The following is a 23,752-nucleotide window of genomic DNA, read 5'->3' on the forward strand; positions in this document are numbered from 1 at the left end:
GGTTTGGTGAGGCTTCCCATGCAGTACACCCTGACCCGTGCGGAGGGAGACGACTCCGCGTCTGAACGCTATCCCCTGGGAGAACGCCAGCGCGTCGACGACCCCATGGACGAGCAGGTCCATCGCAACGTTTTCATGGGCAAACTCGACGACGTGCTCAACTCGGCGGTGAACTGGGGGCGCAAGCACTCGCTATGGCCCTACAACTTTGGGCTCTCCTGCTGTTATGTGGAGATGACCACGGCGTTCACCGCGCCCCACGACGTCGCTCGCTTCGGCGCCGAGGTCATCCGCGCCTCCCCGCGTCAGGCGGACTTCATGGTCATCGCCGGTACCTGCTTCATCAAGATGGCACCGGTCATCCAGCAGCTCTACGACCAGATGCTGGAGCCCAAGTGGGTGATCTCGATGGGCTCGTGCGCCAATTCCGGCGGCATGTACGACATCTATTCCGTGGTTCAGGGCGTCGACAAGTTCCTGCCGGTGGACGTCTACGTGCCCGGTTGTCCGCCACGTCCGGAAGCGTTCCTTCAGGGGCTGCAATTATTGCAGGACTCGATCCAGCAGGAGCGTCGGCCGCTCTCCTGGGTGGTGGGAGATCAGGGCGTCTACCGTGCGGAGATGCCGTCGCAGCGCGAGAAGCACCGCGACGAGCGCATCGCCGTGAAGGAGCTTCGCACCCCCGATGGGATCTAGGCCGTTGCCATGTGACCGCCGCCCATCGTCGCCTGCGATGACGACCGATACCTCTTCCGGGAACCGCCATTCATGACCCTAGCCGATGACACCGCCGCCGCGCCGAAGGGCGATCGCGACGTCGCTGCCCAGCTGATCGCCCACTTCGGCGAACGCGTGGCCGTGGCGCAGACGACGCTCACCGGCATGCCGGTGCTGTGGATCGCCCGTGAGCACCTTCGCGACGTGCTCGGCTGGCTCAAGGCGCTCGACGGCGCCTACTCGATGCTGTTCGACCTGAGTGCCGTCGACGAGCGTCTGCGCACCCACCGGCGCCACCTGCCGGCGGCGGACTTCACCGTCTTCTATCAGCTGATGTCGATCGAACGAAACGCCGACATCATGCTCAAGGTCGCCCTCGACGAGCGCGAGCCGACGCTGCCTTCGATTCACGACATCTTTCTCAATGCCAACTGGTACGAGCGGGAAGTCTTCGACCTCTTCGGTATCCACTTCACGGGCCACCCGCACCTGACGCGCATCATGATGCCGCCGACCTGGACCGGTCACCCGCTGCGCAAGGACTACTCCGCCCGCGCCACCGAGTTCGATCCCTACACGCTGACGGTGAAGGGGCAGGAAGTGGAGCAGGAGGCGCTGCGCTTCGACCCTGAGGCCTGGGGCATGCAGCGCCAGGGTGAAGAGACCGAGTTCATGTTCCTGAACCTGGGGCCCAACCACCCCTCGGCCCACGGTGCTTTCCGGCTCGTATTGCAGCTCGACGGCGAGGAGGTCGTCGACTGTGTGCCGGACATCGGCTATCACCATCGCGGCGCCGAGAAGATGGCCGAGCGCCAGTCCTGGCACAGCTTCATCCCCTATACCGATCGCATCGACTATACCGGCGGGGTGATGAACAACCTGCCCTACGTGATGGCAGTGGAGAAGCTCGCCGGCATCACGGTCACCGACCGGGCCAAAACGATCCGGGTGATGATGGCGGAGATGTTCCGCATCAACAGCCACCTGCTGTTCCTCGGCACCTATCTACAGGATCTCGGCGCGATGACGCCGGTGTTCTTCACCTTCACCGATCGGCAGAAGGCCTACGAAGTGATCGAGGCGATCACCGGCTTTCGCATGCATCCGGCGTGGTATCGCATCGGCGGCACGGCCCACGATCTCCCCACCGGCTGGGAGAAGCTGGTCAAGGGATTCGTCGACTGGATGCCCAAGCGTCTCGCCGAATACGAGAAGGCGATGATGGACAACGCCATCGTGCGCGATCGCACCAAGCACGTCGCCGCCTTCAACACCCGGGAGGCGCTCGACTGGGGCGTTACCGGGCCGAACCTGCGCGCCACCGGGCTCGACTTCGACCTGCGCAAGCAGCGGCCCTACTCCGGCTACGAGAACTTCGACTTCGAGGTGCCCACCGCCGCCAACGGCGACGCCTTCGATCGCGGCATGATGCGCATCGAGGAGATGCGCCAGAGCGTGCGCATCCTGCAGCAGTGCATCGATCACATGCCTGCCGGCGACTACAAGGCGGACCACCCGCTGACCACGCCGCCGCCGCGGGAGAAGATGCTCGAACACATCGAGACGTTGATCACCCACTTCCTGCAGGTCTCGTGGGGGCCGGTACTGCCGGCCAACGAGTCCTTCCAGATGATCGAGGCGACCAAGGGCATCAACAGCTACTACCTCACCAGCGACGGCAGCACCATGAGCTACCGCACGCGCATCCGCACGCCGAGCTTTCCACACCTGCAGCAGATTCCGGCGGTGATGCGCGGCGGCTTCGTGCCGGATTTGATCGCGCACCTGGGGAGTATCGATTTCGTCATGGCCGACGTGGACCGATGAGGATGACGACATGAACCCGACCGTCGACAGCAGCTCGACCATCGCCAGCGACGCCTTCGTCCTCGACCCGGCCGACCGCGAGGCGATGCTCGAGGAGCGCTCGCACTACCCCTATCCGCAGGCGGCGAGCATCGAGGCGTTGAAGATCGTACAGAGGCGCCACGGCCACGTGCCGGATGGCGCGATTCCCGCCATCGCCGAGACGCTCGGGCTCAAGGTCGCCGACGTCGAGGGCGTGGCGACTTTTTACAGTCTGATCTTCCGCCAGCCGGTGGGACGCCACGTCATTCTGATCTGCGACAGCAGCTCCTGTTTTCTGACCGATTACGAAGCGCTGCGGGATGCCATCGGCGAGCACCTGGGAATCGGCATGGGCCAGACCACGGCGGACGGCCGCTTCACCCTGCTACCGGTCTGCTGCCTCGGCGCCTGCGACCGCGGTCCGGCGATTCTGATCGGCGAGGATCTGCACGGCCCGGTGACGCCGGATCAAGTGCCGCGCCTGCTGGAGGGGTACGCATGACCTTCCCATTCTCGAATCTCATGACCTCGAAGCGCACGACGCAGGGGAGAGCGACATGAGCCGTATTCTGCAATCGGCGAGCGAACGTCAGGCCGACACCCATCCGCTGACCTGGCGGTTGCACGACGACGAAAGTCCGGTGCTATTCGACGAGTATCGTGACAAGGGCGGTTATGCGGCCGTCACCAAGGCGCTCACCGAGCACACCTACGAGTCGCTCACTGAAGAGGTGAAGACGGCCAACCTGCGGGGGCGCGGCGGTGCCGGCTTCTCCGCCGGCATGAAGTGGAGCCTGACGGTCAAGGGTGAGGACAAGCCGCGGGGCTATGTCGTCTGCAACGCCGACGAGATGGAGCCGGGCACCTTCAAGGATCGTCTGCTGATGGAGCAGCAGCCGCACCTGCTGATCGAAGGCATGATCCTCGCCGGCTTCGCCAACCGGTCGAAGCAGGGCTACATCTTTCTGCGGGGCGAGTACCATCTCGCCGCCGCCGCCATCCAGCGTGCGCTGGCCGACGCTCGCGCTGACGGCTGGCTCGGCGCCAACGTGCGTGACAGCGGTTGGGATTTCGACATCGCTCTGCACACCGGCGCCGGGCGCTACATCTGTGGTGAAGAGACGGCGCTGATCAACTCGCTCGAGGGCAAGCGCGCCAATCCGCGCTCGAAGCCGCCGTTTCCGGGGCAGTCCGGCGCCTGGGGACTCCCCACCGTGGTCAACAACGTGGAGACCCTCTGCAACGTACCGGGCATCGTCAACCACGGCGCCGACTGGTTCCAGGCGCTCTCCGGCGACCTCAGCGATGACGGCGGCACCAAGCTTTACGGTGTCTCCGGCAAGGTCAACAAGCCCGGGCTGTGGGAGCTGCCGATGGGCACCACCGGGCGCGAGATTCTCGACCGCGCCGGCGGCATGCGTGACGGGCTCACTTTGAAGAGCTGGCTACCCGGCGGTGGCAGCACCGGCTTTCTGCTGCCGGAGCATCTCGATCTGGCACTGGATTTCGACACTATCGGGAATACCGGCAGCCGCATGGGCACCGGGCTTCTCACTGTGGTGGCCGACAATCAGAGCATGGTGTCGCTGACGCGCAATCTCGAGGAGTTCTTCGCCCGCGAGTCCTGTGGCTGGTGCACGCCGTGCCGCGACGGGTTGCCGTGGAGCGTCAAGCTGCTGCGCGCTCTCGAGGCCGGGGAGGGCGAAGCGGGAGACATCGCGCTACTCGAGCAGATGGCCAGCGATCTGGGTCCCGGCAAGACCTTCTGCGCCCACGCACCGGGAGCGGCGATGCCGCTGGCGTCCGCGATTCACTATTTCCGGGGCGAGTTCGAGCGCGGCGTGGCACACCCCCAGGGCAAGGCCCACGCGGATCCGATTCCCGTCGGCAGCGTGTAGGCGAGAGGAGAGCGAATTCATGGCGACCATTCATGTCGACGGGCAGGACTACGAGGTCGAGCAGAGCGACAACCTGCTCCATGCCTGCCTGTCGCTCGGGCTCGACATCCCCTATTTCTGCTGGCACCCGGCGATGGGCAGCGTCGGCGCCTGCCGTCAGTGCGCAGTGAAACAGTACAAGGATGCCGACGACGAGCGCGGCATGCTGGTGATGTCCTGCATGGCGCCGGTGAAAGACGACGCCTACATCTCCATCGACGACGAGGAGGCGAAGACCTTCCGCCAGACGGTGATCGAGTGGTTGATGGTCAATCACCCGCATGACTGCCCGGTGTGCGAGGAAGGCGGCCACTGTCACCTCCAGGACATGACCGTGATGACCGGCCATGACCGGCGGCGCTATCGCTTTCGCAAGCGTACGCACCGCAACCAGAATCTGGGGCCGTTCATCGCCCATGAGATGAATCGCTGCATCACCTGCTATCGCTGCACCCGCTTCTATCAGGACTACGCCGGCGGCGAGGATCTCGGGGCATTCGGTGCCCACGACAACGTCTATTTCGGCCGCCATCAGGATGGCACCCTGGAAAGCGAGTTCTCCGGCAATCTCACGGAAGTCTGCCCGACCGGGGTCTTTACCGACCAGACTCACTCCGATCACTACACCCGCAAGTGGGATCTGCAGTTCGCGCCGAGCGTCTGCCACCAGTGCGCCAGCGGCTGCAACATCAGCCCCGGCGAGCGCTACGGCGACATCCGGCGCATCGAAAATCGCTACAACGGCGACGTCAACGGCTACTTCCTCTGCGATCGTGGCCGCTTCGGCTACGGTTACGTCAATCGCGACGACCGGCCGACCCGCCCCGAGCGCCATGAGAGAACGCAGGCGACCGAGGCGGCGGCAACGCTGCTGGAGATCGACGACGCCCTGGATCTGGCGGCCGACGGCCTGCGTGACGCCGGCGGCATCATCGGTATCGGCTCACCCCGGGCGAGCCTCGAGAGCAACCACCGGCTGCGCGAGCTGGTAGGCGTCGACAATTTTTCCTCGGGCATCGAGGCCGGTGAGTGGGCCCGCCTTCTGCGCATGCAGCAGCTCAATCGCGACACGGGGCTCGCGACGCCCAGCCTGCGCGAGATCGAGCAGTGCGACGCGATCCTCGTGCTCGGCGAGGACCTGCTGCAGAGCGCGGCCCGCGTCGCGCTCAGCGTGCGTCAGGCCGTTCGTGCCAAGGGCGTCGCGATGAGCGAGGCCCGTGATGTGCCGGGCTGGAACGCCGAGGCCGTCAAGACCATCGCTCAGGACGCCGGCTACCCGCTCTATCTGGCGACGCCGGAGGCGAGCAAGCTCGACGCCATCAGCGCCGGGACGCTTCGCGGCGCCCCGGACGATATCGCCAGGCTCGGTTTTGCCGTCGCCCACGCGCTCGACCCTACCGCGCCGGCGGTGGACGCGCTCGATGAGATCACGGCAACCCTCGCCCAACGCATCGCCGACGATCTGCTCGCCGCCGAGCGACCGCTGGTGATCGCCGGGGAGTCGCTTGGCTCGATGCAGATTCTCGAAGCCGCCGGCAACGTTGCCCGCGCGCTGCATCGTCGCCAGAAGGCGCAAGGGGCGCTGACGCTGATCCGTCGCGAGGCCAATAGCGTGGGTCTCGGGCTGCTCGGCGGCGAGTCGCTGGACTGGGCGCTGGAGCGCCTCGAAAGCGGCGAGGCGAAAGGCGTGGTGATCCTCGAAAACGATCTCTACGTGCGCCTGCCCGCCGAGCGCATCGACCGCGCGCTGGCGCAGGCGAGTAGCGTGGTGGTGCTGGATCACCAGCGCACCCCGACCTGGGCGCGGGCCGATATCGCGCTGCCGGCGGGCACCTTCGCCGAGAGCGACGGGACGCTGGTCAGCCTCGAAGGCCGCGCGCAGCGCTTCTATCAGGTCTTCGACCCGAGCTACCTGCGACCCGACACGCGCATCCGCGAGAGCTGGCGCTGGCTCCACGCGCTGGCGGCAACGCTCGAGCGTCAGCCAATGGAGACCGTGCTGCTCGATGACCTCACCGAAGCGGTCGCCCACTCGGCGCCGTCCTTCGCCCCTCTCGCCCAGAACGCACCGTCGGCTCTCTTCCGCATTCACGGCCTCAAGCTCGCCCGCGAACCGCACCGCTACAGCGGGCGTACCGCGATGCGTGCCAACCTGGACGTCAACGAGCCGCGGGCGCCAGTCGATGTGGACACGCCGTTCGCGTTTTCGATGGAAGGCTACTCCGGCTACCGCGAGCCCCGCCGCGAAGTGGCGTTCGCGTGGGCGCCGGGTTGGAACTCGCCGCAGGCGTGGAACAAGTTTCAGGATGAGGTTGGCGGTCACCTGCGCGCAGGTGATCCTGGCATACGCCTCTTTGAAGCCCCCGCGATCTCGGGTGACTACTACCGCGAGATCCCCGCCGCATTCACCGCGCGTGAGGGCGAGTGGCAGGTGGTCGAGCTGCCGCGCCTCTTCGGCGGTGAGGAGATGTCGCGACGCGCGGCGCCGATTCAGGCCCGCATGGCGCCCGCCACGATCGCGCTCAACGCCGACGACGCCGAGCGCCTGGGAATCGTCGCCGACGACCCGGTGGCGTTAAGTCTCGACGGGGCGACGTTCACGCTGCCTGCCCGGTTTGGCGCCGGGCTGCCGCGTGGGGTGGTGGGCGTCTCGAGCGGTAGCGCCGAGAGCCTGGCGGCACCGACAGCCGTGGGCGGCGAACGCTGGGGCCGCGTCAGCCTCGGCGAGGCAAATGCGACCGGGGAGGCCCAACCATGAGCTGGTGGACACCGCAGGTCGAGGCAACGCTATTCGCCATGTTCCAGGCCGTGGTGATTCTGCTGGCGGTGGTGCTGGCCGGGGCGCTTTTGAGCATGTTCGAGCGGCGGCTACTGGCGCTCTGGCAGGATCGCCACGGCCCCAATCGGGTCGGCCCTCTGGGACTGTTCCAGATCGTTGCGGACATGCTCAAGATCTTCTTCAAGGAGGACTGGATCCCGCCGTTCGCCGACCGCACCTTCTTCGTGCTCGCCCCCGGCATCGCCATGGCCTCCCTGCTGCTCTCCTTCATGGTGATTCCGATCACCCCGGGATGGGGCATCGCCGATCTCAACATCGGCATCCTGTTCTTCTTCGCCATGGCGGGCATCAACGTCTATGCGGTGCTCTTCGCCGGCTGGGCGAGCAGCAACAAGTACGCGCTGCTGGGTGCGCTTCGCGCCTCGGCGCAGACCCTCTCCTACGAGGTCTTCATGGGGCTGGCGCTGATGGGCATCGTCGCCATGACCGGGTCGTTCAACATGCGCGACATCGTCAACGCCCAGGAAGGCTTCTGGAACGTCATTCCCCAGTTTTTCGGCTTCTGCACTTTCGTGGTCGCGGCGATCGCCGTGACCCACCGCCATCCGTTCGACCAGCCGGAGGCGGAGCAGGAACTCGCCGACGGCTATCACGTCGAGTACTCCGGCATGAAGTGGGGAATGTTCTTCGTGGGCGAGTACGTCGGCATCGTGCTGGTGTCGGCACTGCTGGTGACGCTGTTTTTCGGTGGCTGGCACGGCCCGCTGCTGCCGCCGATCGTCTGGTTCCTGCTCAAGACGGGATTTTTCGTCCTGCTGTTCGTCCTGCTGCGGGCAGCGCTACCGCGACCGCGCTACGACAAGGTGATGAGCTTCGGCTGGAAGGTGTGTCTGCCGCTGACACTGATCAACCTGCTGGTGACCGGGGCCGTCATTCTGCTCATCGATCCGGCCGCCTGAGGAAGGGATGCCCATGCTGACAACGATCAAGAAAGTGGTCTTCGGGACCGGCACCCAGCTGCGCACGCTGTGGATGGTGTTCAGCCACGCCTGGCGCCGGCGGGAGACGCTGCAGTACCCGGAAGAGCCGGTCTATCTGCCGCCGCGCTATCGCGGGCGTATCGTGCTCACGCGCGACCCGGACGGCGAGGAGCGCTGTGTCGCTTGCAACCTCTGCGCGGTGGCCTGTCCGGTGGCCTGCATTTCACTGCAGAAGGGCGAGCGCGACGACGGTCGCTGGTATCCGGAGTGGTTTCGCATCAACTTCTCGCGCTGCATCTTCTGTGGCATGTGCGAGGAGGCTTGCCCGACCTCGGCAATCCAGCTCACGCCGGACTTCGAGATGAGTGAGTACCGACGCCAGGAGCTGGTCTACGAGAAGCAGGATCTGCTGATCGACGGTCCGGGCAAGGATCACAACACCAATTTCTACCGGGTGGCCGGGCTGTCGATCGCCGGCAAGGACAAGGGCGAGGCGCAGAACGAAGCCGAGCCGATCAACGTCAAGTCCTTGATGCCCTGATCCATTCATCTGTACGCGAGGGTCGCGACCGGGCGATGGCGCGTCGTTTTGGGAGGCCGAACATGGAAGTCGCGTTTTATCTGAGCGCTCTGGTTGCGGTGGCGGCGACCTTTCGCGTGATCACCAGCACGCATCCGGTACACGCGCTGCTCTACCTGATCGTGTCGTTGATCGGGGTGGCGATGGTCTTCTTCGCGCTCGGTGCCCCCTTTGCCGGCGCGCTGGAGATCATCGTCTACGCCGGCGCCATCATGGTGCTGTTCGTCTTCGTGGTGATGATGTTGAACCTCGGGGAGTCCGCCGTGGAGCAGGAGCGCGCCTGGCTCGCGCCGACGCTCTGGAGGGGGCCGGCGGTCCTCGCCGGCGTGCTGCTGCTCGTGATGCTGGTCACGCTGGTGGGCGGGGATTTCGACGGCATCATCAGCGGCGAGACGCTGACGGCAAAAATGGTGGGGATCACGCTTTTCGGGCCCTACATGGTGGTCGTGGAACTCGCGGCGATGCTGCTGCTGGCAGCGCTGGTCGCGGCCTCTCATCTGGGCCGCAGCGACGCCCAGGGCGAAGCGGATCTCGCCCGCGAGCGCCAGCGCGAGCGAGCCGAGGTCACGGCGTCGCGCAACACCGCCCCGGTACCCGAGGAGACCCCGCTCACCGACGGCGCCGAACAACCCACCGGACGCGGAGGCAGCGCATGAACGGCGTGCCCATGGAACACGGCCTGATACTCGCGGCGATCCTCTTCGTCCTGGGGCTGGTCGGATTGATGACGCGGCGCAACATGGTTTTCGTGCTGATGAGTCTCGAGATCATGATGAACGCGGCGGGACTGGCGTTCATCGTCGGTGGCACCCACTGGCAGCAGCCGGACGGCCAGGTCATGTTTCTGATGGTGATCACGCTGGCCGCCGCGGAGGCCAGCGTGGGCCTTGCGCTGCTGATGCAGCTCTACCGGCGCTTCAAGACGCTCGATATCGATGCGGCCAGCAGGTTACGCGGATGAACCTACCCACCCAAGCCATGCTGATTGGCACGTTCTTCTTTCCGCTGCTGGGGGCGCTGCTCCTGGCTTTCTCCTTCGGCCGCCGCTCCGAGTGGGCCAGCAGCGCCATCGGCGTCGCCTCGATCGGACTGGCCGCGCTCTGCACGCTCGGCATCGGGCTCGACTTCTATGATCACGGTCGAGCGGCGCAGACGCTGACGCTGTGGCAGTGGATCGCGGTGGGGGATTTTCGCCCCACCATCGGCCTGATGCTCGACGGGCTGTCGCTGACGCTACTCGGTGTAATCACCGGGGTCGGCTTTTTCATTCATCTCTTCGCCTCCTGGTACATGCGCGGCGAAGAGGGGGTGACGCGCTTTTTCTGCTTCATGAACCTGTTCGTCTTCAGCATGGTGCTGCTGGTCCTCGGCGACAACCTGCTGCTGCTCTACTTCGGCTGGGAGGGCGTCGGGCTCTGCAGCTATCTGCTGATCGGCTACTACTACCGCACTTCTGCCAACGGCTGGGCCGCATTCAAGGCGTTCGTGGTGACCCGGACCGGTGATGTCTTCCTCGCCATCGGCATGTTCCTGCTCTTCGTCGAGCTCGGCTCGCTCAACATCCAGACGCTGTTGGCTCGGGCGCCGGAGGCGTGGGCCCAGGGTGACCTCATGGCTCAGCTCGCCGCATTGATGTTGCTGGGCGGCGCGGTGGGCAAGTCCGCCCAGCTGCCCCTGCAGACCTGGCTTGCCGATGCCATGGCGGGGCCGACGCCGGTGTCGGCGCTGATTCATGCCGCGACCATGGTCACCGCCGGGGTCTATCTGATCGCGCGGACCCAGGGCATCTTTGCGCTGGCACCCGACATTCAGCTGCTGGTGGGGATCATCGGGGCGCTGACGCTGCTGATGGCAGGCTTCGCGGCGCTCGCCCAGACCGACATCAAGCGTGTGCTCGCCTACTCCACCATGAGCCAGATCGGCTACATGTTCCTGGCGCTGGGCGTGGGCGCCTACGACGCCGCCATCTTCCATCTGATGACCCACGCCTTCTTCAAGGCGCTGCTGTTCCTCTCCGCCGGCTCGGTGATCATCTGTACCCATCATGAGCAGGACATGCGCCATCTCGGCGGGCTATGGCGCAAGCTGCCGCTCACCTATGCCGGCTTTATCGTCGGTGGCGCGGCGCTGGCGGCGCTGCCGCTGGTGACCGCTGGCTTCTACAGCAAGGACGCGATTCTGGTGTCGGCACTCGGCGCGGGCCACTGGGTACTGATGCTGGCGGGCCTCGTCGGGGCACTGCTCACCTCGATCTACACCGTGCGGCTGATCCTCGGCACCTTCCACGGCCAGCCGAAGAGCGACCACGCCCGCGAGGCCCACGAGGGCAAGGGATTCGCCCACGGCCTGCCGCTGATCGTGCTGATCGTGATGTCCACTGCACTGGGGGCGCAGCTGGTGCCACCGCTCGCGGAGGTGCTGCCGGCCGGGCCCCATGGCGATGGAACGGGCGCTCATGTCCTCGAGATCGTTGCCATGCTGGTCGCGGTGGGCGGCGTGGTAGGAGCGCTTTGGCTCTTCCGCCGGCGCCGTGGACTTCTGCGCCGCGCCGTTGCCGATCCGCGAGGCGCGAAGCTATGGACGTTGTGGAACGCTGCCTGGGGATTCGACGCGCTCTACGATCGTCTCCTCGTCCGGCCCTATCAGGCGCTGGTGCGGGTCAACCGCAGTGACTGGATCAACACGCTCTGCAATCTGGCTCCGTGGCTGGCGGGCGTCTCGCACCGCGGGCTCAAGCGCACGCAGACCGGACGGCTCAGGCACTATGCCTTCTCGATGGTGCTGGGGGCGACGCTGCTTCTCGCCTTCGTGCTGGTGGGTTAGGCGATGAGCGCTCCAACAACAACAGGTGGTGACGAGTTCGCCGCGGCAGCCGTCGCCGAACCCGGATCGCAACACACACACGCGCGGAAGGCTGATTCATGACTCTGGTCTGGCTGATACTGATCCCTTTCATTGGTGGCCTGGCGTGCTGGCAGGCTGAGCGATTCGGCGACCGCGCGCCGCGCTGGATCGCGCTGGCGACCATGGTGCTGGAACTGGCGCTGGTGCTCGCGCTGTGGATAGGTGCCGACTTCCGCCTGCCGGCGGAGGGCGCCACGACTGCGTGGACTCACGAGTGGCGACTCGACTGGATTCCGCGCTTCGGTATCCAGCTGCACCTGGCGATGGACGGCCTGTCGCTGATCATGATCGCGCTCACGGGACTGCTCGGGGCGATGGCGGTGGTCTGTTCCTGGCGAGAGATCGTCACTCGGGTCGGCTTCTTTCACCTCAATCTGCTCTGGATCCTGGGCGGCGTGGTCGGCGTATTCCTGGCGATCGACCTATTCCTGTTCTTCCTGTTCTGGGAAATGATGCTGGTGCCGATGTACTTTCTCATCGCGCTCTGGGGGCACAGCGGCTCGAAGGGAAGCTCGCGAATCGGCGCGGCGACCAAGTTCTTCATCTATACCCAGGCCAGCGGTCTGATGATGCTGATCGCGATCCTCGGGCTGGTCTTTGCGCACCATGACGCCACCGGCGTTTACACCTTCGCCTACGCTGACCTGCTCGATACACCGCTGTCGGCGTCCACGGCGTGGTGGCTGATGCTCGGCTTCTTCGTCGCCTTCGCGGTCAAGCTGCCGGTGGTGCCGCTGCACGGTTGGCTGCCGGACGCCCACGCCCAGGCACCCACGGCGGGCAGCGTCGATCTGGCGGGTATCCTGCTGAAGACGGCGGCCTACGGCATGCTGCGCTTTGCACTGCCGCTGTTTCCGGAGGCGTCACAGGCGTTCGCGCCGGTGGCGATGACCCTCGGGCTGATCGGTATCTTCTACGGCGCCATCCTTGCCTGCGGCCAGCAGGACCTGAAGCGCCTGATCGCCTACACCAGTATTTCCCACATGGGGTTCGTACTGATCGGTATCTATGCCGGCACCGAGCTCGCCCTGCAGGGCGTGGTTGCGCTGATGGTGGCGCATGCCTTCTCCGCGGCGGGACTCTTCATCGTCTCGGGGCAGCTCTACGAGCGCCTGCATACGCGTGACATGCGCCAGATGGGCGGACTCTGGGGCCGGATTCACGGCCTGCCCGGGTTCGCGCTGGTGTTCGTGGCCGCTTCGCTGGGCCTGCCGGGAACGGCCAACTTCGTGGGCGAGTTCATGGTGATGTTCGGTGCCTTCGGCGTCGCACCCTGGATCGTGGTGATCGGCAGCGTGGGGCTGATCCTGGCGGCGATCTACTCGCTCTTTCTGATGCAGCGGGTCTACTTCGGCCCACCGGCCGAGGAGCGTTCACTCGGTGGCATGGACCGGCGGGAGACGCTGCTGCTGCTGAGTGTCGTGGCGCTGGTGATCTTCTTCGGCCTCTTTCCGCAGCCGCTGCTCGAGACCACGGCCGGTGCCATGCAGGTCGTTCAACACAGCTTTCATCCGACCGGGGCGATGACCGGAGGTGTGCAATGATGCCCGCGCTGCTGGCGATCTCGCCGCTGATTCTCGTCTGTCTGAGCGTGGTCGGTGTGATGCTCTCCATCGCCTGGCGGCGAAACCACGCGTTGAACGCCATCCTCTCGGCGGTGGGACTCAACGCGGCACTGCTGGCGCTGCTGTTCGGCTGGACGCTGGGCGACGTCGACGTGACCGCGCTGCTCGTGGTCGACGATCTGTCGCGCTTTGGCGGCGTGCTGGTACTGGTCTCCACGCTCGCCTGTGTGACCCTCGCCCACCACTATCTCGAAGGCTACGAAGGCCCGCGGGACGAGTTCTATCTGCTGCTGCTGAGCGCGGCGGCCGGCGGGTTGGTGCTGGTGTCGGCGCGGCACATGGCGACGCTGTTCTTTGGTATCGAACTGCTCTCGATGCCGCTCTTCGGCATGTTGGCCTACACCTTTCGCGATCGCGGGGCGCTGGAGAGCGGTATCAAGTACATGGTGCTCTCGGCGGCGGCAACGGCGTTTCTGCTCTTCGGCATGGCGCTGCTCTATGCGGTCACCGGTACGCTCGAGTTCGCGGCGCTCGGCGACGCGCTGGCCACCTACGGCAACGACACCTGGCTGCTCGCCGGCGCCGGCATGATGCTGGTGGGGCTGTCGTTCAAGCTCTCCATCGTGCCGTTTCATCTGTGGACGCCGGACGTCTACCAGGGCGGGCCGGGACCGGCGACGACCTTTCTCGCCACGGCGAGCAAGGTGGCGGTCTTTCTGGTGCTGCTGCGGCTGTTCCAGTCGGCGCTGGCCTTCCATGAGAACTGGTGGCACGACCTGCTGGGCTTCATCGCCCTGATCACCATGCTCGTCGGCAACCTGCTGGCGCTGACGCAGACCGATCTCAAGCGGCTGCTTGGCTATTCGTCGATCGCCCACTTCGGCTATCTGCTGGTGGCGCTGGTGGTCAACGAGGGGCTCGCCACCGAGACCGTGGGCATCTATCTCGTCACCTACGTCGTGACCACGCTCGGCGCCTTCGGTGTGGTCACGCTGGTCTCCAGCCCCTATACGGCGACCGGCGGCACCGCCGATGCCAGCCCGCTGCACCACTATCGCGGGCTCTTCTGGCGTCGGCCCTATCTCACCGCCGTGATGACGGTATCGCTGCTGTCGCTGGCGGGCATCCCGTTCACGGCGGGATTCATCGGCAAGTTCTACATCATCGCGGTGGGGGTGGAGGCGCATCGCTGGTGGCTGGTCGGTGGCGTCGTCCTGGGTAGCGCCATCGGGCTCTACTACTACCTGAGGGTGATGGTGACGCTCTTCCTGATCGAGCCGGGCATGCAGAACCGCGACGCCACCTACGACTGGGCGGCGCGCGCCGGCGGCATGGTGGTGCTGGGCGTGGCAACGCTGGTGATCGTGCTGGGGCTCTATCCCACGCCGATGATCAATTGGGTGAGCTGGATCGCGTCCTAGTCACCCCAGGTGCCACTGAACGGCCGCGGCGGCCCGCGATAAGCGCTTCTTCGGAGGCGCTTTCGCGTTATGGGCCGGCTTGCCGAGAGTCGCGGCGGGCGAAACAAGCAGAGCGTGTGGTGGCCAAGCCGTAAGTGTCAGCGCCCAGCCGGGTCGTCGGCGCCGACGCTAACGGCTGGTATTCGCCGCTCGCGACGTACCCAGTCCGATGCTGACACGGCAGGCAGCGGGGAGTCGGATGTTGACGGCCACGGGCAGGTGATCGGAGAACATCGCCTCGAGCACCCGGGGCGGTTCGGCAGCGAGCGAGGCGGAGAGCAGGATATGGTCCAGCGCTCGGCGCGGCCGCCAGGCCGGATAGCTTGCCACCGTATCCTGCGGGTTGAGGTCCAGCGCCTGGCAGAAGCGTGGATGGGCGCGCAGCTGGCTCAGCGTGCAGTTGAGATCGCCCATGACCACGACGTTATGCAGTGGCCGGATGATCTCGCCGAGATAGTCGAGCTGCCGGGCGCGACCGCGTTGACTCAACGCCAGATGCGCGACGAACAGATGCAGCGCTTCCGGCCCTTCGCCGTAGCGGGCGTGAATCGCCCCGCGACCGCGCATGCCGGGCAGCCGGTGCTCATCGATCTGGCTTGGAGTGAGGCGAGACAACAGCCCGTTGCTGTGCTGGGCGACGCGCCCGAGATCGCGGTTGAGCTGCTGGAAGTGGAAACTGAAGTCGGAGCGCCGAGCGAGATATTCGACCTGATTGACGTGGTTGGAACGAAAGCTGCCGCCGTCGACCTCCTGCAGCCCCACGACGTCGAAGTCGCCGAGCACGCTGCCGATGACGTCGAGCCGCGAGCGGCGCTTGGGATGCGGCAGCAGGTGCTGCCAGCTCCGCGTCAGATAGTGGTGGTATGCCGACGTGTGAATGCCGACCTGCAGGTTGCAGGTCAGCAGCTTCAATGTCGGCGCGACATCACTGGCGGGTGTCGAGGCGGCTAGGGACATGACGTCACTCGGCCTCGGCGCGTTCCTCGCGGACCTTGTCGATCAACGCGCTGGTGATCTGGGTCATGTTCTCGAGCGAGCCGGCGGAGTCCGGCGTCACCACGTAGCGGTTGTCGACGATCAGGTCCGGAACGCCCATCAGCTTGTAGGCGCGCATCTTGGCGCTCGCCTGCTGGAGCTGGCTCTTCACGCCAAAAGAGTTGAGCGCCTTGCGCGCCTCGTCCTCGGTGACGCCATAGTTGGCGAAGAAGGCGGCGATGTCGTCCTCCTCGGTGAGACGCTGTCCCTGCTTGTGGATGGCGTCAAAGAAGTCCTGACGCAGGTCTTCCTCGATCCCCAGCGCCTCGGCGGCGTAGAACGCCTTGGCATGCTGCTCCCAGACTCTGCCCAGCGGCGCGGCCATGCGGTCGAATGTGACGTCGTCAGGGAGTTCAGCCACCCAGTCATTGAGCGAGCTCTCCAGCGCATAGCAGTGCGGGCAGCCGTACCAGAACACTTCGGTGACTTCGATCTGATCGGCCGGCACCTCGGAGGCCATCGGCTCTTCGATGACCTGATAATCCTCGCCCTCGACCGGGGCCGCGGCCATGACTGCGCCGGAGAGAGTAAGTCCGGCCAATAGCGCCACAAACGACTTGATCATGCGTTACAGCTCCTGAGCTTGAAAATGAAACGTCGGCACCGCGCCGGCTGTCGACCCTCGCAGGCCCCTCAGACGCGGCCCTGCGGCGCGCGGCAATCGCGATGACCGCCAATCCCTGTAGGGCGATCCGCAACGCCCTTCGCGAGCCGGCGCGTCGTGGCCAGCGCTACCGGTTGGAGCGTCCCGAGTCGGCAAAGGTTCCCGGCGACGGGGCGCGCGGTATGAGTTCGCCTCATGCCAGCCTGACAGAAAGCCCGGGGAAAACGTAGCCCGCGCCGCGTCGTCGTCCACGCCATCTGGCGTCGCCAGCGATCATGCTACACTGCGCGCCGCCAACGCCAAACGGACTTCGAGCCGGCCATGACCGACACCCCCGCACGCCTCAACTACCAGACGGCCCAATTCATGATCAGTGCGCCGACGCTCGCCCAGTGTCCCGCTGATGAAGGGGTCGAAATCGCTTTTGCCGGGCGCTCCAACGCCGGCAAGTCGAGCGCGATCAATACACTCACGCGGCAGAAGGCGCTGGCGCGGACCTCCAAGACCCCGGGGCGTACGCAGCTGATCAACGCTTTCAGCATAGAGAACGACGAGAGCCGGCGCCTGATCGATCTGCCCGGCTACGGTTATGCCAAGGTGCCGGAGGCGATGAAGCGGGAGTGGCAGTCTCATCTGGCCGACTACCTGCGTCGGCGCCGCTCCCTCGCCGGGCTGATCCTGCTGATGGACGTGCGCCATCCCCTGAGCGACTTCGACGTGCAGCTACTGGAGATGGCGGATGCCCGCGAACTGCCGGTGCACATCCTGCTGACCAAGGCGGACAAGCTCAAGCAGGGGCCGGCGAAGGCCTCGCTCGCCAGCGTCAAACGCCAGCTTGGCGAGTGGGAAGACCTGGTCAGTGTGCAGCTCTTCTCGTCGCTCAAGCGCCAGGGCGTTGACGACGCCTACGCGGTGATGAACCGCTGGATGGCGCCTGACGCCTGACGCCTGACGCCTGACGCCTGGGCGAGCGTTGACGCTCGCCCGAGCCTGTCAGGCCATCTGGCGGTCCAGTCTCTCCACGACGCCTGGCAGTTCCCGCACGTGAGTGATCCGCGTCACTCTGGGGGGCAGCTCGCGCTCCCCCTCGTTCTTGGCATCGATCCAGACCGCCTGCATGCCCAGGCGCTGCGCCGCCAGCACGTCCTCCTCCCAATTGTCCCCCACATGCAGCGTCCGATACGGCACTGTACCCAGGCGAAAGACGGCATCGAGAAAGGGGCGGGCGTCGGGCTTCGGTGCATGCATCTCGCCGGCGAGAATGATCACGTCGAAGTGGTGATCGAGCGCGAGCCGGCGAACGTCGACATTGCCATTGGTGATGATGCCGAGCCGGTAGCGCCGTGCCCACGCCTCGAACATCGGCTCCACCTCCGGAAAGGGGGTCAGTGTGTGGCGCAGCGTCATGAACTGCTCGAAGCCCTTGGCGGCCCAGTGCGTCGCCGACGCCTCGGAGAGCCCGTGTGCCTGCAGAAGCTCGATCATCGCACGCTCGCGGATGAAGCTGTGATCGCCCCGGCTCAGCGGATAGCGCTGCATCAGCGAGGCCCGAATGCGCTGGTACTCCTCGAGCGGGAAGCGGCTTTTCAGCGGCTGGGCGACAGCGTCCGGCAGGGCGTCGATCTGCTCGGCCAGCCACTCGTAGTGGGTGGGCTCGGCGTGCGCCATCACCGGGCCGTTGTGCCACAGCGTATCATCGAGATCGAAAGTGATTGCGTCCAGAGGCATTCGGCTTAGCTCTCGTCGGTGGAGGAGGGGCCGCGGCGCGCGCGGGGATGGGCTTTGTCGTAGACCTCGGCAAGCTGCTGCCAGTCCAGTCGGGTGTAGATCTGGGTCGTCGAGAGGTTGGCGTGCCCCAGCAGTTCCTGCACCGCGCGCAGATCCTGGCTCGACTCCAGCAGGTGGCTGGCGAAGGAGTGTCGCAGGCGGTGCGGATGCAGATGCTCCGGCAGGCCGCGGCGTTTGGCGGTCTCCGAAAGCCGCGACTGGATCGCGCGGTGGCCCAGCCGCCCGCCGTGCTGCGCGACGAACAGCGCGGTCTCGTTTGGCTTGGCAAGTCCGCTGCGGCTCCCCATCCACGTCTTGATCGCGTCAGCGGCGCGGCGGCCCAGCGGCACCTGGCGCGGTTTGCCGCCCTTGCCGACGACCCGCACGTGCTGCGCATCGAGGCTCGCCAGATCGAGTGCCGCGAGCTCGGCCAGACGCAGCCCGCACGAGTAGAAGAGCTCGAGCATGGCCTGATCCCGCATCTCGAGCGGTTCTGCAGCGTGAGGGGTGTCGAGAAAGTGGCTGAGCTGGTCGACGTCTACCGGGCTTGGCAGATGCCGCGGCTGGCGCGGCGCCTGGGTCAGCTTGACCGGGTTATGGCTGAGCTCGCCCTGGTTGACCAGGAAGTCGGCGAAGCGCGACAGCGACGCCCGGCGTCGTGCCAGCGTTCGCGGGGCCATGCCGCGGGTTCGTTCGCTGGCGAGATAGCGACGGAGCGTGGCCACGTCCAGTGCCGTCCAGCTCTCGATCGCCTGGGCGTCGAGCCAGGCGGTGAGATGTCCGATGTCCCGACGGTAGGCATCCACCGTCGCGGGGCTGGCGCGCTGCGCCAGCCGCGTCAGGAAGGCGTCAACCGCGGCCTGCAACGGGCGTCTCCGCGCGCGACAGCAAACGGCTCACGACCTCGCCGAGATACTCGGTGAACAGCGTGTCGAGGGTGGCCCGGAAGTGCTCGTGATCGTGGCTCGCCAACACCAGAAAGCCGAGTGACTCGCCCTGGGTCAGGCGGGTAATCGCACAGGAGCCATTCTTTTCCGGCGCGATGCAGTGGGGCAGCAATACCTCCCAGGTGGCCCGGTCGAGGGTCGTGCAGCGACTGGTCTGGCCGTCGAGCAGCGCCTCCAAGGGTGCACGCGCCTCGTCGGTCAGCGCAAAGCGGGGCGGTTGCAGTGCATTGGCATCGCGGGGGCGGGCGTGACACTCGGCCGATGTCTCGAGCCAGAGTCCCAGGGCCTGGGTCCGAAAGCGCTCGGCGAGCTGGGTCGACAGCGTCTGCGCCAGGGCATCGGCATCCTCCGCCTCGATCAGTCCCAGAACCAGCTCCCGGGTGCGGCGATACTGCGCCTCGTTGTGACGCGCCGATTCCAGCAGGTTCTCGAGCCGCCACTCGGCGTCTTCCGCGCGTCGACGCAGGTCGAAGACCAGGCGTTCGAGCAGCGAGACCGAGCCGCCAATGTGCGGATGCGGCACCTTCATCTGCTGGAGGAGACCCTCGCGGCCGACGAAGAAATCGGTGTGCTGAGCGAGCCACTCGGCGACTCGATCGGGGTCGAGCGTCTGTCGCGGCTCGGGGGCCTGTGCACCTGACATGCGATCGTTCTCCTGTAGTTCCCTGATGACGTGGCAGACGCGGTCGTGTCGGATCAGTGCCGACGCGCGTCGGGCTGTCGGATAACGCGCGTGGCCACGTCTTTTATTGCTCTTTTCTGTTGCCGCCTGGCGGCGTCAGGCCGTCTCGGCGCGAGACGTCAATTCAAGGCGATGCGTCCCTCGAAAACCCGAACCGCCGGGCCGGTCATGATCATCGGGGCATCGCCGCCCGCCCATTCGAGGGTCAGGCGTCCTCCGCGGAGCTCGATCTCCACCGGGCTTTCGAGTACCCCGCAGCGGATGCCGCAGGCGACCGCGGCGCAGGCGCCGGTGCCGCAGGCGAGCGTCTCGCCGCTGCCCCGCTCGAACACGCGCAGACGGGCCGAGTGAGGCGAGTCGATCTGCAGGAAGCCGACGTTGACCGCCCGCGGGAAGCTCGGATGGGCCTGCAGCTTCGGCGAGAGCTCGGCGACCGGAGCGCTCTCCACGTCGGCGACCCGAATCACCGCATGGGGATTGCCCATCGAGGCGACGCCGAACTCCACCGTCTCGTTGTCGATCTCGAGGCGGTGCAGCGGCAGGTCCTCATCGGCGACGAAGGGGAGCGTCTCCGGGGCGAACCGGGGCGCGCCCATGTCGACACGCACGCGTCCGTCGTCGTCGACCCGCAACGTCAGCGGCCCGCCGAGGGTCTCGACCTTGAACTCGCGCTTGTGGGTCAGACGCTGATCGACCACGAAGCGCGCGAAGCAGCGGGCGCCGTTGCCGCAGTTCTCGACCTCGCCGCCATCGGCATTGAAGATGCGGTAGCGAAAGTCCATGTCCGGCTGGCGCGGTGGCTCCACCAGCAGCAGCTGATCGAAGCCGATACCGAACTGGCGGTGAGCCAGCCGACGAATCTGCTCGTCGCGCAGGTAGGCGCGCTGGCTGATCAGATCGATGACCACGAAATCGTTGCCGAGTCCGTGCATCTTGGTGAAATTCAGGAGCATGACGTCGGCTCCGGCAGGCAGGACTCCAGCGCCCACAGCGAGGCCAGGGGTTCGCGGCGTCGCACCAGATGGTGGGCGTCACCGTCGACCATCACCTCAGCGGGGCGGGCGCGGGTATTGTAGTTCGAGGCCATCACGAAGCCATAGGCGCCGGCGGAGTGAACCGCGAGCAGGTCTCCCGCCTCGATGGCCAACTCGCGATCCTTGCCCAGGTAGTCGCCGGACTCGCACACCGGACCGACGATGTCCCAGCGCTCGCTCTGACGCGGCGCTCGGCTATCCACCGGGGTGATGTTCTGCCACGCCTGGTAGAGCGTGGGCCGGATCAGGTCGTTCATGGCGGCGTCGACGATGGCGAAGTTCTTGGTCTCGCCGGGCTTCAGGTACTCGATCCGGGTCAGCAGTACGCCGGCGTTGGCAGCGATCGAGCGGCCGGGCTCGAAGATCAGCTCGAGTTCGCGCGCGCCGATGCGCTCTCGCAGCGCGCCGATGTAGTCCGCCACCGGTGGCGGAGTCTCGCCGGCGTAATTGACGCCGAGTCCGCCCCCGAGGTCGAGATGTTCGATCGCGATGCCGCTGGCGACGAGACGGTCGTGCAGCACCAGCAGCCGATCCAGGGCATCGAGAAACGGCGAGATCTCGGTGAGCTGCGAGCCGATGTGGCAGTCGATCCCGACGGGGGCGACGTGCTCGAGGGCGAAGGCGTGACGGTAAACCCGCTCGGCGTCGTCGATGGCGATGCCGAACTTGTTGTCCTTGAGCCCGGTGGAGATGTACGGGTGGGTGCGGGCGTCGACGTCCGGGTTGACGCGAATCGACACCGGCGCCACGCGACCGAGGCGCCCGGCCACGGCATTCAGACGTGCCAGCTCGGACTCGGACTCGACGTTGAAGCACTTGATGCCCACCTCGAGCGCGCGGGCCATCTCGTCGTCGCGTTTGCCGACGCCGGAGAAGACCAGCTTCGCCGGATCGCCGCCGGCGGCCAGCACGCGCTCCAGCTCGCCGACCGAGACGATATCGAACCCGGCGCCCAGCCGCGCCAGCACGTCGATCACCGCCAGGTTGGAATTGGTCTTGAGCGAGTAGCAGACCAGGTGCGGCATGCTCGCCAATGCATCGCGATAGGCGCAGAAGTGCTGCGTCAGGGCGGCGCGGGAGTAGACGTAGCAGGGGGTGCCGTAGGTCTCGGCCAGCTGGACGAGACTCAGTCCCTCGGCGTGCAGCACGCCGTCATGGATCGGGAACGCGGTGTCGGTCATTGCGGGGCCTCCCTCGATCGCATCCCCTCACGAGAACCCGCCGCCTCGGACGACGGGCCCTTGGCGTCGGTGCGCATGCCGGGGCTGGCGTCGACCGGGTCGGCAGGCGTCGCCTCTTCGCGGGTCACCGGTGCGTCGGGAAGCGGCGTGGCTTGCGGGGCCGGTGCGTCGCGCTCGTGGACCCCTTGCGGGTCGTAGGTCTCGGCCGCGTCGCTGTCGTTGGGCATGTAGAGCGGGCCTGTCTGGCCGCAACCGGCCAGGGCGACCAGTGCCAGCAGTGTCAGCAGGGCGAGCATGCGGCGAGCGTTAGGCGCCATGGCGACTCTCCTGCAGCGCGTTGAGGGCATCGCGCGCCCGGTTCGCGGCCGCGCGAACCTGATCCGGCGCCGTACCGCCGATATGGTTACGCGCCGCCACCGAACCCTCGAGCGTCAGCACCTCGAAGACATCGTCGCCGATGGCGTCGGAGAACTGCTTGAGCTCATCGAGCGTCATCTCCGACAGATCACGCCCCTGCTCGATGCCGAAGGCGACCGCCTTGCCGACGATCTCGTGGGCGTCGCGAAAAGCGACGCCGGCCCGTACCAGGTAGTCCGCGAGGTCGGTGGCGGTAGAGAAGCCGCGGCGGGCGGCCTCGAACATGCTCTCCGGCTTCGCCTTGAGCGCCGGGGCCATGTCGGCGAAGGCACGCAGGCAGCCCTTGACCGTGTCGAGGGTGTCGAACAGGGGCTCCTTGTCCTCCTGATTATCCTTGTTGTAGGCCAGCGGCTGCGACTTCATCAGCGTCAGCAGGCTCATCAGGTGGCCATAGACACGCCCGGTCTTGCCGCGAACGAGCTCCGGCACGTCGGGATTCTTCTTCTGCGGCATGATCGACGAGCCAGTGCAGAAACGGTCCGGCAGGTCGACGAAGTCGAACTGCGCACTCGCCCACAGCACCATCTCTTCGCTCATGCGCGACATGTGCATCAGGAGAATGCTGGCGAACGCCGTGAACTCGATGGCGAAGTCGCGATCACTCACCGCATCCAGCGAGTTCTCCGCCGGCCGGTCGAAGCCGAGCAGCTCGGCGGTAACGTGGCGATCGATGGGGTAGGTGGTGCCGGCGAGTGCCGCCGCCCCCAGTGGCAGGACGTTGGCCCGCTTGCGGCAGTCGAGCAGACGTTCGTGGTCGCGGGCGAGCATCTCCTGCCACGCCAGCAGATGGTGGCCGAAGGTAACCGGCTGTGCCGTCTGCAGGTGGGTAAAGCCCGGCATGATGGTGTCGGCTTCGGCCTCGGCCAGGTCGATCAGCCCGCTGCGCAGGCGCGTCAATTCGGCGGCGACGGCGTCGATCTCGTCGCGCAGATAGAGGCGAATATCGGTGGCGATCTGATCGTTGCGCGAGCGTCCGGTGTGAAGCTTCTTGCCGGTCACGCCGATCTTGTCGGTGAGCCGCGCTTCGATGTTCATGTGGATGTCTTCCAGCGCCACCGACCACTCGATCTCGCCACGTTCGATCTCGGCTTCGATCTCGCCGAGTCCGTCGATGATGCGGTCGCGCTCGGCGTCGGTCAGGACGCCGACGCGCGCCAGCATGGTGGCGTGGGCGACGGAGCCGCGGATGTCGTGATGATAGAGGCGCTTGTCGAAGGCGATCGAAGCGGTGAAGGCGGCGACGAATGCGTCGGTGGGTTCGCTGAAGCGCCCGCCCCAGGATTGATTGGTTGCCTGCGTCATCGAAGATCGAGCT

22 protein-coding genes are annotated in these 23,752 nt (G+C 66.2%); 13 read left to right on the forward strand and 9 right to left on the reverse strand.

All coding sequences use genetic code 11. The annotated features are described in order from the left end of the window. Window positions 1-18: 18 nt before the first annotated feature. The 12 genes from DOM41_RS05045 (at window position 19) to nuoN (ending at window position 14,731) form a co-directional block, all read left to right on the forward strand. Window positions 19-696 (forward strand): NuoB/complex I 20 kDa subunit family protein, encoded by a 678-nt coding sequence (locus tag DOM41_RS05045; protein WP_110685747.1) that lies wholly within the window; start codon window positions 19-21, stop codon window positions 694-696. Between the two features lie 72 nt (window positions 697-768). Next, window positions 769-2,544, forward strand: coding sequence for an NADH-quinone oxidoreductase subunit C/D (gene nuoC / locus DOM41_RS05050; RefSeq protein WP_110685748.1), 1,776 nt, complete (start codon window positions 769-771; stop codon window positions 2,542-2,544). Between the two features lie 10 nt (window positions 2,545-2,554). Further along, window positions 2,555-3,067, forward strand: coding sequence for an NADH-quinone oxidoreductase subunit NuoE (nuoE, locus tag DOM41_RS05055; RefSeq protein WP_110685749.1), 513 nt, complete (start codon window positions 2,555-2,557; stop codon window positions 3,065-3,067). Between the two features lie 55 nt (window positions 3,068-3,122). After that, on the forward strand, window positions 3,123-4,463 hold the full coding sequence (gene nuoF, locus DOM41_RS05060; RefSeq protein ID WP_110685750.1) for an NADH-quinone oxidoreductase subunit NuoF: 1,341 nt from the start codon (window positions 3,123-3,125) through the stop codon (window positions 4,461-4,463). A gap of 19 nt (window positions 4,464-4,482) precedes the next feature. Beyond that, window positions 4,483-7,260, forward strand: coding sequence for an NADH-quinone oxidoreductase subunit NuoG (nuoG, locus tag DOM41_RS05065; RefSeq protein WP_110685751.1), 2,778 nt, complete (start codon window positions 4,483-4,485; stop codon window positions 7,258-7,260). Beyond that, window positions 7,257-8,240 (forward strand): NADH-quinone oxidoreductase subunit NuoH, encoded by a 984-nt coding sequence (nuoH, locus tag DOM41_RS05070; RefSeq protein WP_110685752.1) that lies wholly within the window; start codon window positions 7,257-7,259, stop codon window positions 8,238-8,240. Before nuoG ends, nuoH begins: the two co-directional genes overlap by 4 nt. A gap of 13 nt (window positions 8,241-8,253) precedes the next feature. After that, window positions 8,254-8,802 carry an NADH-quinone oxidoreductase subunit NuoI gene (gene nuoI, locus DOM41_RS05075; protein WP_110685753.1) on the forward strand — a complete coding sequence of 183 codons (549 nt, stop codon included), beginning with the start codon at window positions 8,254-8,256 and terminating at the stop codon, window positions 8,800-8,802. Between the two features lie 62 nt (window positions 8,803-8,864). Further along, the gene (gene nuoJ / locus DOM41_RS05080; RefSeq protein ID WP_110685754.1) at window positions 8,865-9,497 is read left to right on the forward strand and encodes an NADH-quinone oxidoreductase subunit J; all 633 of its coding nucleotides are present in this window, start codon (window positions 8,865-8,867) and stop codon (window positions 9,495-9,497) included. Further along, window positions 9,494-9,802, forward strand: coding sequence for an NADH-quinone oxidoreductase subunit NuoK (gene nuoK / locus DOM41_RS05085; protein ID WP_110685755.1), 309 nt, complete (start codon window positions 9,494-9,496; stop codon window positions 9,800-9,802). Before nuoJ ends, nuoK begins: the two co-directional genes overlap by 4 nt. Beyond that, window positions 9,799-11,664 (forward strand): NADH-quinone oxidoreductase subunit L, encoded by a 1,866-nt coding sequence (nuoL, locus tag DOM41_RS05090; RefSeq protein ID WP_110685756.1) that lies wholly within the window; start codon window positions 9,799-9,801, stop codon window positions 11,662-11,664. Before nuoK ends, nuoL begins: the two co-directional genes overlap by 4 nt. A gap of 98 nt (window positions 11,665-11,762) precedes the next feature. Continuing rightward, window positions 11,763-13,289: an NADH-quinone oxidoreductase subunit M gene (gene nuoM / locus DOM41_RS05095; protein ID WP_110685757.1), complete on the forward strand. Its 1,527-nt coding sequence runs from the start codon at window positions 11,763-11,765 to the stop codon at window positions 13,287-13,289. Continuing rightward, the gene (nuoN, locus tag DOM41_RS05100) at window positions 13,286-14,731 is read left to right on the forward strand and encodes an NADH-quinone oxidoreductase subunit NuoN (RefSeq protein ID WP_245391745.1); all 1,446 of its coding nucleotides are present in this window, start codon (window positions 13,286-13,288) and stop codon (window positions 14,729-14,731) included. The genes nuoM and nuoN overlap by 4 nt, the downstream gene beginning before the upstream one ends. A 168-nt stretch (window positions 14,732-14,899) precedes the next feature. Here the strand turns inward: nuoN and DOM41_RS05105 are convergent, their stop codons facing one another. Together DOM41_RS05105 and DOM41_RS05110 are read right to left on the reverse strand one after the other, a co-directional pair. Beyond that, window positions 14,900-15,727: an endonuclease/exonuclease/phosphatase family protein gene (locus tag DOM41_RS05105; protein WP_110685758.1), complete on the reverse strand. Its 828-nt coding sequence runs from the start codon at window positions 15,725-15,727 to the stop codon at window positions 14,900-14,902. 4 nt (window positions 15,728-15,731) lie between these two features. Then, the gene (locus tag DOM41_RS05110) at window positions 15,732-16,370 is read right to left on the reverse strand and encodes a thiol:disulfide interchange protein DsbA/DsbL (RefSeq protein ID WP_110685759.1); all 639 of its coding nucleotides are present in this window, start codon (window positions 16,368-16,370) and stop codon (window positions 15,732-15,734) included. A gap of 360 nt (window positions 16,371-16,730) precedes the next feature. Here DOM41_RS05110 and yihA point away from each other — a divergent pair, with 360 nt between their 5' ends. Continuing rightward, window positions 16,731-17,354, forward strand: coding sequence for a ribosome biogenesis GTP-binding protein YihA/YsxC (gene yihA, locus DOM41_RS05115; protein ID WP_110685760.1), 624 nt, complete (start codon window positions 16,731-16,733; stop codon window positions 17,352-17,354). Window positions 17,355-17,402: 48 nt separating this feature from the next. Here the strand turns inward: yihA and DOM41_RS05120 are convergent, their stop codons facing one another. From DOM41_RS05120 to argH, 7 genes are all read right to left on the reverse strand, one after another. Then, window positions 17,403-18,137, reverse strand: a complete 735-nt coding sequence (locus DOM41_RS05120) for an HAD family hydrolase (RefSeq protein WP_110685761.1) — start codon at window positions 18,135-18,137, stop codon at window positions 17,403-17,405. 5 nt (window positions 18,138-18,142) lie between these two features. Continuing rightward, the gene (locus DOM41_RS05125) at window positions 18,143-19,042 is read right to left on the reverse strand and encodes a tyrosine recombinase XerC (protein ID WP_110685762.1); all 900 of its coding nucleotides are present in this window, start codon (window positions 19,040-19,042) and stop codon (window positions 18,143-18,145) included. Continuing rightward, on the reverse strand, window positions 19,026-19,766 hold the full coding sequence (locus DOM41_RS05130; protein WP_110685763.1) for a DUF484 family protein: 741 nt from the start codon (window positions 19,764-19,766) through the stop codon (window positions 19,026-19,028). Before DOM41_RS05130 ends, DOM41_RS05125 begins: the two co-directional genes overlap by 17 nt. A gap of 158 nt (window positions 19,767-19,924) precedes the next feature. Beyond that, window positions 19,925-20,758 (reverse strand): diaminopimelate epimerase, encoded by an 834-nt coding sequence (gene dapF, locus DOM41_RS05135; protein ID WP_110685764.1) that lies wholly within the window; start codon window positions 20,756-20,758, stop codon window positions 19,925-19,927. Then, window positions 20,749-22,020 (reverse strand): diaminopimelate decarboxylase, encoded by a 1,272-nt coding sequence (lysA, locus tag DOM41_RS05140; protein ID WP_110685765.1) that lies wholly within the window; start codon window positions 22,018-22,020, stop codon window positions 20,749-20,751. The genes dapF and lysA overlap by 10 nt, the downstream gene beginning before the upstream one ends. Continuing rightward, window positions 22,017-22,337, reverse strand: a complete 321-nt coding sequence (gene lptM, locus DOM41_RS17940) for an LPS translocon maturation chaperone LptM (RefSeq protein ID WP_110685766.1) — start codon at window positions 22,335-22,337, stop codon at window positions 22,017-22,019. Before lptM ends, lysA begins: the two co-directional genes overlap by 4 nt. Next, on the reverse strand, window positions 22,327-23,739 hold the full coding sequence (argH, locus tag DOM41_RS05150) for an argininosuccinate lyase (RefSeq protein ID WP_110685767.1): 1,413 nt from the start codon (window positions 23,737-23,739) through the stop codon (window positions 22,327-22,329). The genes lptM and argH overlap by 11 nt, the downstream gene beginning before the upstream one ends. Window positions 23,740-23,752: the final 13 nt, after the last annotated feature.

The organism is Salinicola aestuarinus, assembly GCF_003206645.1.
GTDB lineage: Bacteria > Pseudomonadota > Gammaproteobacteria > Pseudomonadales > Halomonadaceae > Salinicola > Salinicola aestuarinus.